The 12,075-nt window shown below is 33.2% G+C and carries 10 protein-coding genes; 2 read left to right on the top strand and 8 right to left on the bottom strand.

The genetic code is table 11. From position 1 onward, the window contains the following. Positions 1–47: 47 nt before the first annotated feature. The 5 genes from JOOMADRAFT_RS08965 to JOOMADRAFT_RS08945 all read right to left on the bottom strand — a co-directional run bounded on the left by JOOMADRAFT_RS08965 (position 48) and on the right by JOOMADRAFT_RS08945 (position 3,905). A complete protein-coding gene (locus JOOMADRAFT_RS08965; RefSeq protein ID WP_008612688.1) occupies positions 48–959 on the bottom strand; it encodes a hypothetical protein in 912 nt (303 codons plus the stop codon). A gap of 551 nt (positions 960–1,510) precedes the next feature. Then, entirely contained in the window at positions 1,511–1,849 is a 339-nt protein-coding gene (locus JOOMADRAFT_RS08960) for a hypothetical protein (protein WP_008612687.1), read from the bottom strand. Continuing rightward, a complete protein-coding gene (locus tag JOOMADRAFT_RS08955) occupies positions 1,849–2,319 on the bottom strand; it encodes a DUF4339 domain-containing protein (RefSeq protein WP_008612686.1) in 471 nt (156 codons plus the stop codon). The genes JOOMADRAFT_RS08960 and JOOMADRAFT_RS08955 overlap by 1 nt, the downstream gene beginning before the upstream one ends. Positions 2,320–2,586: 267 nt before the next feature. Further along, positions 2,587–2,952 carry a hypothetical protein gene (locus JOOMADRAFT_RS08950; RefSeq protein ID WP_008612685.1) on the bottom strand — a complete coding sequence of 122 codons (366 nt, stop codon included), beginning with the start codon at positions 2,950–2,952 and terminating at the stop codon, positions 2,587–2,589. A 164-nt stretch (positions 2,953–3,116) separates the two neighbouring features. Continuing rightward, positions 3,117–3,905: a hypothetical protein gene (locus JOOMADRAFT_RS08945; RefSeq protein ID WP_008612684.1), complete on the bottom strand. Its 789-nt coding sequence runs from the start codon at positions 3,903–3,905 to the stop codon at positions 3,117–3,119. Positions 3,906–4,340: 435 nt separating this feature from the next. Here JOOMADRAFT_RS08945 and istA point away from each other — a divergent pair, with 435 nt between their 5' ends. After that, positions 4,341–5,885, top strand: a complete 1,545-nt coding sequence (gene istA / locus JOOMADRAFT_RS08940) for an IS21 family transposase (protein WP_008612682.1) — start codon at positions 4,341–4,343, stop codon at positions 5,883–5,885. Between the two features lie 16 nt (positions 5,886–5,901). Then, positions 5,902–6,633 carry an IS21-like element helper ATPase IstB gene (gene istB, locus JOOMADRAFT_RS08935; protein WP_008612681.1) on the top strand — a complete coding sequence of 244 codons (732 nt, stop codon included), beginning with the start codon at positions 5,902–5,904 and terminating at the stop codon, positions 6,631–6,633. Between the two features lie 69 nt (positions 6,634–6,702). Here istB and JOOMADRAFT_RS08930 read toward each other — a convergent pair whose 3' ends face one another. The 3 genes from JOOMADRAFT_RS08930 to JOOMADRAFT_RS08920 form a co-directional block, all read right to left on the bottom strand. Continuing rightward, positions 6,703–9,579 carry a glycoside hydrolase family 2 protein gene (locus JOOMADRAFT_RS08930; RefSeq protein ID WP_245547662.1) on the bottom strand — a complete coding sequence of 959 codons (2,877 nt, stop codon included), beginning with the start codon at positions 9,577–9,579 and terminating at the stop codon, positions 6,703–6,705. Then, positions 9,569–10,867 (bottom strand): rhamnogalacturonan acetylesterase, encoded by a 1,299-nt coding sequence (locus JOOMADRAFT_RS08925; protein WP_008612679.1) that lies wholly within the window; start codon positions 10,865–10,867, stop codon positions 9,569–9,571. Before JOOMADRAFT_RS08925 ends, JOOMADRAFT_RS08930 begins: the two co-directional genes overlap by 11 nt. Before the next feature lie 76 nt (positions 10,868–10,943). Next, positions 10,944–12,005 (bottom strand): GntR family transcriptional regulator, encoded by a 1,062-nt coding sequence (locus tag JOOMADRAFT_RS08920; RefSeq protein ID WP_008612678.1) that lies wholly within the window; start codon positions 12,003–12,005, stop codon positions 10,944–10,946. Positions 12,006–12,075: the final 70 nt, after the last annotated feature.

Raw genomic sequence — 12,075 nt, 5'->3', positions numbered from 1 at the left:
CAGTACAAATCTTGCCATTTTTGTTATGCTCTGCTAGCAAATGTTGTTTATGAATGCTGAAGGATTAAAGGATATTTATTAAAAAACTCTATTAAGAAATTCATTTTTTTTGATTGATAAGAAGACATATGCATATCTGAAAATTTAAAATATTTGTCCAAAATACTAGATGAATAATGTTGAATCCAATATGCCAGCCAAGTCTTCTCTCCTGAAGATAAATTACTTATGTCAATTTTTTTATTGTTCTCAAATATAAAACCGTGATTTTCATTCCAGTAATCATCATAATTCAATAACGGTGAATTAAAAACGTAATTCCAAGCATTTCTCAATAATTTATTCCGAGTGTAATCTCCGTATTTTAGAATTAGCTCACTCTTTGTTTGTTCTAATATTGATTCCGTTAAAGTAATAGTATCAATAATATACTTTTCATCTATATTTAGTTTTTTCCTTAAAATTTGTGGATCACATTTTGTATTTCTAATATATTTCTTATCAACTTTTAAGTCATTATGTACAAGAATGTTTCTTCGTTCTTTTCTTTCGATTAAATTATCATTATTAAAACTGATTTTTTTTGAGTCAATATCTAATAAACTGAAAGTTCGTTTCATAATCTCTGATACGTCTTTATAAGTGTATTCATATAAAAAATCGTCAATTATAAACTCAATAGCATCTGAAGCAAAAACCGTTTCTAACAAATATTTGCTTTCTTTTCCTGAAATCTTTCCGTCACTTATTTTATCTGGGAATGATATTAAAAATCTTTTCAGACATTCTGTAAAAGAAGATTCAAAAAGTGATATTACATATACAAAGGTTCCTTTTAAAATATAATCAGACTTTTTTTTTAGATTATCTTTATAAATTAATTCTAGTTCTTTTATAGAATTTTCAATAGGTTCAATTAAGTCTTCGACTAACAATAAAGTTGGTTTCGTATTTCGCATTTTGTTTTTTTACAATATTCACTAACGGTTTGCAGCTATGTGCAATTGAGGACTTCTTACCTTAACTTTTCGGTTTAGTTCTAACCTTTGATTTATAATTCCATTTCCATATAACAACATGAACATAAGTCACTTATATTCGATTCGACATGTATGCCTTAAATGGTAAATATAGTTCATTGAATTGAATAACCCAAAGGGTGAAAGCCCGTGATACGCAAGAGTAACGTCCTGAAGCAAAGCAAGCGTTAAAATTGTTAACCGTGAGGTTGAGACTGAAATCAGGCACGTAACAGGGCATTATTTGCCTAAATTTAAGGATAAACCCAAAATCGGCATAAAACCAAAAGAAATAAGTGCAATCGAAAATTAAAATGTAAAAAGAAAAACTAATAAAATCCCATTAGGCTAAAACCAACTTCCAATAGCCTAATAAAACCATACTCTAAACACTGTATAACCAGACTAATCCCATAGTAGGCTAACCAACCGAAAACCGGTTCAGTCAACAAGGTGTTCATGTTACGTCGTACCGACCACACGAACGCTAGTTATTGTACACAGTTTTTGTCCGTATAGTTTTTTAAAGACTGATTTAATCTCACCAACAAATCGCTTAAATCTTCAGTGAAATGCCGAACATTTTCAAATCCCTCAGAGTAAATTGTCCTTCCCGCTGCAGACATTTCTTTCGGATAAATTTTGTTAAAAAGAGATGGGTTATTTTCGATTTTTCTTTCAAAAAGGTACATTTTTGACCGTAAGTCCTCCTCTGAAGATTTTCTTATTTTCTTATTTGCTCCATTTTTAAATTTTCTTTCAAGAGTCACCGCTTCTTTATGCAACTCTGTTAACCAATCTATTTCTTTTATAAATTCTGATTTGTCCATTACTTTCCTTTTTTCTTAAAAATATAAAATATTGGAATAATAAAAATTCCTAGCCCCCAGACAAGTATTTTAAAAAAATCCCTTAGCAGAATAATGTCTTTGGTCATGCTACTTGAATTGGCTACAAATACGGGACTATCATATCTCAAATTGTATTGTTCGGTAAGCCAATAATCAAAAAAGTTTTCATGAATATAATACCCAGCAATCAGGCTGATTCCAAAAGTCAGAAATATGTACTTATAATTTTTTTTAAGATAAAGATAAAATCCATCGTTAACATGTGTAGGAAGTGGGGGTGGTGCTTTATCTAGTAAAGAATTTATTTCAGATACTTCAGCTGCCTTTTGCCATTGATCCATTCCATTCGTCCATACGAGTGTATTTTTGTTAATTTTCAAAACATCTAATTCACTTAGTTTATATGGTCCAGTTTTTTTGTTGTTTATAAAAATAAAATACTCTTTCATTTATGTTTATTTGGTTGGTTATTTTTCTATAAGGTTTAAAATTCTCGAAAATTGTGTACAACGGTTTTGTGTCGAGTAGAAAAAGGGAGTTTCACCCCGAGCCTCTCACAGGGAACCGTACGTGATAGTCTCCCATCATACGGTTCTTCTTATAAAAATCTAATATACTAATTTACCAAACATATCCCATTTGCCTATGGTAAAATAACTTAGGATATTGTTCATTTTACGCTTTCAAACCACTTGTATGCACAGCTTATGCTGGTTTTATTCCAAGTTGTGCCAACCTTTAATTCCACCTTTTTTCAATTGCAACAACAGGTAAATTAATAGTATTCCAAGTAATCCAACAAAAGAAATAGCTCCAATTCCTATACTAAAATTAATTATTAATGTGATTATACTTGTTCCCAATAATGCCCAGAAAGCCCATTTTTTCCAATAAAACAAAAACACGATTAAAATCAGGTCTACAATGCCAAGTATTCCGAATATTAATTCCGTTTTATTTAATTCTTTCAAATTATTATCAAGTAAGAAACTTTTAGTAGCGATTAAATCAGTTAAGAAAATAATTGAAAGGAAAATGGTCAGTATTATATTCCTTGTTTTTGAGGGTTTAGTTATTATCATTTATTTCAGAGTATTTTTAATTTGCACACAACAGTGTGGATATGGCAAATAAGGGGGCTGACTTCAAAACTACTAAACCGTTACATAATTGAAACGGACTAAAACCGTTGAATTCAATACTGTCACGCCTACTTGTTGTATACATCTTTGTTATGGTTTGGGTTTTATAATTCTTTAGCTGTCAGTTCTATTTGATTTGAATTTAAAAAAGGAAATGACATTTTAACAACTGTTCTTATTTGTCTATTCCTCTTATCTGATTCTTGCTGCTTCACAATTTTCTCTAAACAGTCACTATCTTTAAGTTTTTCTTTAATTCTTTTAATGCTGGATTCAAAAGAGAATTCATTGAAGAAAAATTCATCAATTTGTCTAGCAGCCTTAATTAGTATTGTAATTAAAGTTGATGAATCTTTTAATGTAATCCTTTTAGAATCATAATTGTCAAAAGCGACATTTATGTCAAAATGATAATAGTTTTCATTGATATAATCTCCTAATTGTCTCAACCTTCCAATCTTATCATTTGATAATTTAGCTTTAGATGCACTTGAATGAACAATCTTATTTCTCCAATGACATGCAAATTCAGCTAATATTTTAACTTCATCTCTTATTGAAGGAATCTGATTCAGAAAATTATAAACTTTAATAGCCTTTTTATTATCTTCTTTAAAATTAATTTCAGGGTGATTCCAAAATGGGTTTTCTGAAATTGTCTCCAAATAATCAAAGAAACTTTCTACAGAATAAATCATTGCAGCCCTTTCTGCATAGTTTCTAGATTTTATTTTTGAAGTTTCTATATCATTAGGTTTCCAAGAAATTTCAAGACCATTTGGAATATCACAGTTATTGTCGTTTAGCTTTGATAACCCTACCGCTATTGTATTCATGGAGTGTACTGACTCTCCAATTTCCCGTATTAATCTTTTTATCTCTAGTGTTTCCATTATATATCTTTGTGGTGCTGTTAGGATTCGAACCTACATTTCCCGAGATAATTTAAATATCTTTTAGTGTCGGGCGTCTTTCCAATTAGACGATAGCACCTTAACCTTGTCCATATCATATGTATTTAAACTAAAATAAATATAATTCATTAAAATCAGTGATTTTTTTCTAGCAATGAAGCTTTTTATAGATATAAGTTTCTTTATTCTACGCTTAATAAATTCCTTAATCATAAAAATTACTTAACAAAGGAAACTAAAGATTAAATATTATCATTACGTGCAAAAAACGGGCATAGTATACCACCCACAGCGGATTAAATTGAGCATAGTGCGGCGGGTGAAAGTGAACCACCTACAGCGGACGAAAGTGAACCACTAAAAAATCGATTCTATTTGTAAAGCTTTAAATATCTTTTTTTATAAAAAGATATTATGGCCAACAAACAAATAGATATGCGAAAAATAAAACAGATTTTCAAACTCTTCAGTGAAGGAATCAGTAAGCGCCAAATAAGCCTAATCACAGGGCTGTCGCGTAATACCATCACTAAGTACATTGACTTTTTTAAGCGCTATCGGCTTACCGATTACGAAGTGTCCGCCATGACGCTCGAGGAGCTGAACAGACTTTTTAAAACCAACCAAAAAGGTAAGAGCCAGCAACTATTGACCCTAGAGACGTATTTTCCCTATTTTGACAAAGAACTGCGCAAAACAGGGGTAACCAAAGAGTTGCTTTGGCAAGAGTACCTTTCCAAACATCCAGATGGCTACAAACTTTCCCAGTTTAGGTATTGGTATCGTGAGTGGGTTAAAGAAGTGTCTCCAGTGATGCATTTTACACACAAAGCGGGCGATAAACTTTTCATTGATTTTACGGGCAAGAAGCTTTCCATAGTAGATCGTTACACAGGTGAAATACAAGATCTAGAGGTCTTTGTCTGTGTATTGGGCAGTAGCCAATATACTTATGTTGAGGCCTGTGAGAGTCAAAAGAAAGAAGATTTTATAGCTTGTATAGAAAACGCACTTTGGTTTTATGGCGGTGTACCACAGGCTTTAGTGCCCGATAACTTGAGGGCAGCAGTCACTAAAAGCAGTCGTTACGAACCAAAAGTAAATGAAACTTTTATTGATTTTTCTGAGTATTATGAAACCTCGGTACTTCCAACCAGGGCCTACAGGCCTAGGGACAAGGCCATCGTCGAAAATGCCGTGCGTATTATATATACACGGGTCTTTGCGCCACTGCGCAACCAAACTTTTCATACTAAAACTGCACTGAATAAGGCTATATTAGAACTTCTTAAAACCCATAACAACACATCTTTTAGGGGGCGTGAATATTCTCGCTATTCGTTATTTGAAGAGATTGAAAAACATCAGCTTAAACCATTGCCAGCAAAACGCTATGAGATTAAACGTTACGCTAATGCAACGGTTCATAAAAACAGCCACATTTATTTTAGCAAAGACAAACACTATTATAGTTTGCCCTATCAGCATATAGGCAAACGTATTAAAGTGGTTTACTCAGATAGCACCATAGAGATGTTCTACCAACAGGAACTACTTACAGTCCATCCAAGAAACAAACAAAAATATGGGTATAGCACGATAAAGGAACACATGCCTTCCCATCACCGCTTTATCAGCGAGTGGAGCAGTGAAAAATTCATTGCCTGGGCAGAGCAGGTTGGTGAACATTGCAAGGTGCTAATCATTAACATATTAGAAAAGAAACAACACCCAGAGCAATCCTATAAATCATGTCTGGGCATATTGCACCTCACTAAGAAGGTAGGCAATACGAGGTTGGACAATGCCTGCAAGCGTGCCTTGGACTATGGTGCTCATAACTATAATATCATAGAACGTATCCTTAAAAACGGCTGGGACACTTTAGATGAAAATATCGAAGACCAACCAGATATCCCAAACCATAGCAATATTAGGGGAAGTCATTATTACAAATAAATTTAAGCCAAAAACAATGAATAAACAGACATTGGAACACATGAAACAACTAAGGCTATACGGTATGTACAGAGCCTTTGACAGCAGTTTATCGCCACAAAGTATAAACTACACCAATGATGAACTCATCGCATATCTGCTCCAAAGCGAATGGGATGATCGTCAAAACAGAAAAATAGAACGGTTAACAAAAGCGGCGCGTTTTAGGTACAGTGCCGTTATGGAAGCTATCGATTTTGATGCTTCAAGACATCTGGATAAAAATCAAATACAACGCTTTGCTAGCTGTGAGTTTATAAAGCAAAAACAGAATATCCTTATCACGGGAAGTACAGGTGCTGGAAAAAGCTATATGGCATCAGCTATCGGTCATCAGGCGTGTTCATTGGGATATAAGGTCATGTATTATAACACGAATAAACTTTTTACCATGCTTAAAACATCAAAAGCAGATGGCTCTTATCTAAAACAAATCAATAAACTAGAAAAACAAGACCTACTGATTATTGATGATTTTGGACTTAAAGCTTTAGATGCCATAAATAGGCATTCCTTTATGGAAATTATCGAAGATAGGCACGGAGAACACAGTATTATTATCGCTTCACAATTACCAGTGGAAGCATGGCATGAAATTATAGGAGAACAAACCATCGCAGATGCCATTTTAGACCGTCTTGTACATAATGCACACAGAATAGATATTAAAGGAGAATCTATGCGTAAAAAAATGAAAAATAAAGACTAAATTTAACCACAAATGAATCGATTTTGAGCACTTACTTTGCTATGCTCACTTTCATCCGCTGTAGGTGGTTCACTTTGCCCGCCCTATCCAATCAAACCATAAGTTCATAGAAATTCCATCGTCCCCACTTTTTATACGAATATTAGAAGGCTGACTATGGGGACCATGCTGAGAAACTGGTTTAAAAGATTTCATTGCTGGAATTTCATACATAAAGGAAATATCTCCTGAAGGAAAATCTGGGTACGCATCGGCACCCTTCAAAGCATATTTAGGCTCATCTGGAGTGAATAATCTTAAAAATACATTTTCAGATTCGCTAAATACCCTAAAAGTATCATCTTTTGCAGCTATCGTTGTTGCTATTAAATTGACATGATACCCTTTAAATTCTGGATAAATTAAATTTTCAAAACTCTCTCCAGTAATTGTATTATTATACTCTTTTTCCCATAAACCGTAATTGGTTCCTTTAATTCTATTTTTCCAAACTCTGTATGGTCCTCTTCCAAACCATTTCATCCCTTCTACTTGATCTTCTGGGTACGAAAATGTAATACCAAACTTATCAATATCGCCTTCGTAAAAAGCACCATCAAAACCGCTACTTCTCCCTGAATTTTTTAATGCTAGCATTTGCATTTTTAACCTTCCGTCAGGAAATAATGTCCACTTTATATGATCTATTCCTCCAGTATAATGTACTATACAAACCGCGTTATTGGCTTCCATTTTAGTATCCACCTGCTTTACTTCTGCTTTCATTCCAATAGGGTAAGGACCTTTATTAAATGGAACTAATTTTTTTCCGCGGTAAATACTTTTTATAATTCCATCTTCTTTTCCTATTTCAACACGGATATTTTTGGATTTTAAGACCACAGAACTGTTTAATTCTTCTACTTCTGCCTTTTTTTCACTTCCAACTTTTATTAATTTTTGAGTATAATATGTTGGCTGATGAATAGTCCATGTCCATGTATTTATAAGTCTCCCATGCTGATCGTGGGCTTTAACCTCCAACCAATCTCCTTTAAAAAAAGTCGAAGTTACATCCATACTTACTCCTCTTTTTTCTCCTGGCTTTATAGAAGGTAATTCAATTTTTCCATTAGTTATGGAGGTTGCTTTTTTAGTTGAATAAAGAGCATCTTTATCTATAGAAAATACCTCATAACTTAAAGTACAGCTATTTAAATTTGTATAAATATATTCGTTGGATATAAAAAACTCACCATCAAAAGAAGATGTAATCCGTAGCGGATCAAACTGAATAGGACTCCAAACATCTTTTACGGTGTAGAAACTTCCTTCTTTTTCTCTATGAGGCCCTAAAATTCCATCGGGAGCCAAAGAACCCTTTGAATCGTATTTTCTATCTCCTTTCCAATCTGTTCTTAATACAGCTTCGTCTGAAAATGCCCACATAAATCCACCAGCAAAAAGCGGACTCTCCTTAAATCGGTTCCAGAAATCTTCTAGTCCAGATCCGTGACCATTATCATACGTTCCATGCATAAATTCAGTAGGAAAAAACACATTTTCTCCACTTACAAATCTATGCACTCCTGTTAAATATGTAGGATAATGATGCGTATCCCAACCATTATAATCCGCCCACGGATGAATAACTATTCGCTTTTGCGGATCGTGCTTATAAAAGACTGAATCCAACTCATCTCTCCATCCTCCTTCATTGCCTTGATCCCAAATAATAACCGAAGGATGGTTTACATCTCTAGAAACCGTTTCTTCTATTAGTTTTGTTCCAGTTTCTATATCATATGGATTTTGCCAACCAGCTAGTTCGTCCAAGACAAACAATCCTAAAGAATCGCATACCTCTAGAAAATGATCATCTGGAGGATAATGTCCCCGAACTGCATTCATATTCATATCTTTTAACAAATTAACATCCATAATGCTAATTTCTTTATCTGTGCTTCTTCCAGATTCGGGCCAAATGGTATGCCGATTGATTCCCTTCATTATTATTTTTTTTCCATTTACATAAATCCCATCCTTTTTTCTGAAATCTATGGTTCTAAAACCAAAACGCTGGTTTACTTCGTGCAGGACTTTATTCCCTTGTTTTAATTGAAGTTTTAAACTGTATAAATTGGGAGTTTCTGGCGACCAAAGTTGTATTTCATTCCAATGAAATTCTAATAAAGCATTAGCTGCATTTATAGCTATTTTTTGTGATGACGAAGTAGTATTGGTTCCACCTACAAGGCTTATTGAAGCCTCAACAAAGGCATTTTTAGGAATATTAGTTCCTTTGAAATCAAGAGTCATATTCCCATTCATTTTTGCATCTATTGCAATATGGTCGATATTCGATTTCGGTTTAATTTCAAGCCAAACAGGTCTGTATATCCCCCCGAATAGCCACCAATCTGCCTTTCGTTCCGCATTGTTTACAGAGGCGTTTTCGGAATGCTTTTTTACATGAACCTCTAAAAGGTTTTTTCCTTCTGTTTTTAACAAGTCTGAAATATCATAACTAAACTCATAAAAACCTCCTTGATGAATTGCCCCAGCTATTTGTCCGTTTACTTTAACCTCAGTATCGGTCATAGCGCCACCAAAAAAGATATTCACTTGTTGATTTTCATACCGATTAGGGACTTCAAATTCATACTTATAAAACCCCTCTTCTTTACTAGGCTCTTCTTGATCTAATTCTTTATACCATCTTCCGTAGGTATACGTTCCGAAGCCTTCCAATTCCCACTGAGAAGGTACATTTATGGTAGTCCATTTATTACTATTTGCTCCATCAGTACACATAAACTTCCATTTTACTGGATGCTTAAAATCTTTTCCTGACAGATATATTTTAGCCGTTTCTTGTCCCCATATTATCTGTATAGACAATATGCAAACCACTACTAATAATCTTACTATAACACTTTTCATTCTTGTTGGTTTGTTAGTTTCCATCTGGTTTGATAGCTTCAAATCTCGGACTCATTGGGAAAGTCCAGTTTTTTATATTATTTGGTTTATCTGGAGTGTAATTACTTATTTTCTTCAAATATTTCTCTAATCCAGTAGTGTTTTTTCCTATCCCATCAACAACACATAAAGCAATCTCATTCGCACCAAAATCATTGAAATGAGTATTATCTTCAAGCGCTTTATTTTGTCCTGGAAAAGTTTGAGCTGGATATTGTACAAATGCATTTCTAGAGATTTCATCCCCCCAACTTTCATAGAGCACAGTAGTCATTTTTGTTAGATCTATCAATGCTACATTTAGGTCTTTTGCTACTTTTCTCATAGCAGCTGGATAGTCTCCATGTGTGTCATTTAGCTTACCATTTTTGTCAAACCAACGGCGTTGAGTTGGGGTTATCAAAATTGGAATTGCACCTTTTTCTCTTGCACCTTTCACATATTCTTTTAGCAAATTTGAATACGATTGCCACGGACCTATTCCCTCTCCTTTTCTTTTTTCATCATTATGCCCAAATTCAATCATTACATAATCTCCTTTTTTGATAAGTGATAAAACTTTTGCCCATCTTTTTCTTCCTTTAAAAGAAGCCAATGAAGCTCCAGAAGACGCATAATTGGCTACCACAATTTCATCATTAAAATACTGTGTAATAAACTGCCCCCATGAAGCCCAAGGCGATAAATCTTGATCGGTTACCGTAGAATCTCCTGCCAAAAAAAGTGTCTTAATAGCATCTATTTTGGTAATTATTAATTCTCTAACAGCTGTTCCTTTTGCAAATTCAAGAGTTAACTTTTCATCCCAATTTAAAGCTAATCTTTCCCTGTCTTTCAAATTAACAGTTTCCGTATTATTTATTTTAGCATTTTTAACATCTATAGCAAAGGTTTTACTTATAACCTCCCCTGCATTTGTTTGTTCCTCACAAACCATAGCTCTCCTAGATTCTGCTTTTATGGTATTTATTGTTGAGGCGGTTTCACTTCCTAATTTAATAGTTACTTTGTAATTTCCATCTGGAATTGCTATTGAGAAATAAACCGTTTCTGTAGCGAGCATATAATGCTTTTTCATTTTAACAAAAGAAGAAGTCTGGAAATCAAATCCGTAGTTTTCTTTAAAAACCTTAGCATGAGAAACAGATACAGCGTTATTTGACTCTTTTGTACCAAAATAATAGTGTAGTTCTTTAATACTAGCGTTTTGGCCAAATGTAGAATTTGAAATAATTAAGATTATAAGGAAAAATCTTATTTGTTTTATGTGCATTGGTTGGAGTTATATTTTGCCTAAATATATCAAGGCTACATATAACCTCCATCCTGTACTATGATGACCGCTACTATTATAAGGAATTTCTTTCAATGTATTTAAACACATTCTTCACCTTTTCCTTTTTATTTTTTAGAACCATATAGGCAGCAGTTTCTCCCATTGCCTTAAAATCTGTACTAATAACAGTTATTCCTAATAATTCTTTTAGTGGAGTTTCATTATATGAAATAATTCCAATATCTGACCCCAAAACAAGTCCTTTCTTACGGATTTGTCTTACTAAATTTACCAAATCCATTTCTTCAATTGTAATATAAATATCTTTACTCTGAAGCTCCATATCATCATAGATTTCATCTAAAATCTCAAAATCAAAATTGTATTCTACACAAAATTGTCTAAAACCATGAAGAATTCGTTTTGGATATGGATGAACAGATTTTGTAGGATATACTAATAATATTTTATCATATTTTTTTAACCTATCCAATCCTTCTTTAAGAGCATTGTATATATCTTCTTGAAAATCTTGAAAAACAGACCCATAATCTCCTTGAATAAATGGTTTAGCATTATCCATTATAATAAGCTTGTCTTTTGGGATTTGATTGATGGTATCCAATACCATTTCGGTATAGCTAACATGACTTAAATCTTCTAACTTAAAATGAGGCATGATTACATAATAATCATAAGCGCCCATATGTTTTTCTAGTGTTTTAACAAATAATGACTCCTCACAATGGTAAATAAATAAGTTTACATGTGCATTTACCCCGATAGCATTTACAAAAGAATTGTAGATCATCATTTTATAAGAACTAGGCTTATTAATCATGAAAAAGATATTTGCTTTGGATATAAGATCGGTTTTAGCAGTATAATACCCCTTCCCTTTTACAGATACAATTACTTTTCTTTCCTTTAATTGCTTATATGCTTTTTCTACCGTATCTCTAGATAAGTAACAAGCTTCACTCAATTCATTTATTGAAGGAATTTTCTGTCCCACTTGGAGTCTTCCTTTACTAATATCGTTAATTATAGAATCAACAATCTGTTTGTATTTAGGAACCCTAGAGGTTTCGTTAATGGTTATATTTATAATAGGTTGTGCCACGGAGGAACTCATAATTTATTGTGATTTCGGCGGTTATTTAAAGGATTAATTGCGTAAAATTAAATAATTTTTATCAATATAA

This window comes from Galbibacter orientalis DSM 19592 (genome assembly GCF_000260115.1).
Classification (GTDB): domain Bacteria; phylum Bacteroidota; class Bacteroidia; order Flavobacteriales; family Flavobacteriaceae; genus Galbibacter; species Galbibacter orientalis.
This window is presented reverse-complemented; position numbering and strand designations above follow the sequence as displayed.

Coding starts and splice junctions, on each gene's coding strand:
- JOOMADRAFT_RS08965 (WP_008612688.1), bottom strand. CDS start 959: ATGCGAAATACGAAACCAACTTTATTGTTAGTCGAAGACTTAATTGAA.
- JOOMADRAFT_RS08950 (WP_008612685.1), bottom strand. CDS start 2,952: ATGATAATAACTAAACCCTCAAAAACAAGGAATATAATACTGACCATT.
- istB (WP_008612681.1), top strand. CDS start 5,902: ATGAATAAACAGACATTGGAACACATGAAACAACTAAGGCTATACGGT.
- JOOMADRAFT_RS08925 (WP_008612679.1), bottom strand. CDS start 10,867: ATGCACATAAAACAAATAAGATTTTTCCTTATAATCTTAATTATTTCA.
- JOOMADRAFT_RS08960 (WP_008612687.1), bottom strand. CDS start 1,849: ATGGACAAATCAGAATTTATAAAAGAAATAGATTGGTTAACAGAGTTG.
- JOOMADRAFT_RS08955 (WP_008612686.1), bottom strand. CDS start 2,319: ATGAAAGAGTATTTTATTTTTATAAACAACAAAAAAACTGGACCATAT.
- JOOMADRAFT_RS08920 (WP_008612678.1), bottom strand. CDS start 12,005: ATGAGTTCCTCCGTGGCACAACCTATTATAAATATAACCATTAACGAA.
- JOOMADRAFT_RS08945 (WP_008612684.1), bottom strand. CDS start 3,905: ATGGAAACACTAGAGATAAAAAGATTAATACGGGAAATTGGAGAGTCA.
- JOOMADRAFT_RS08930 (WP_245547662.1), bottom strand. CDS start 9,579: ATGGAAACTAACAAACCAACAAGAATGAAAAGTGTTATAGTAAGATTA.
- istA (WP_008612682.1), top strand. CDS start 4,341: ATGGCCAACAAACAAATAGATATGCGAAAAATAAAACAGATTTTCAAA.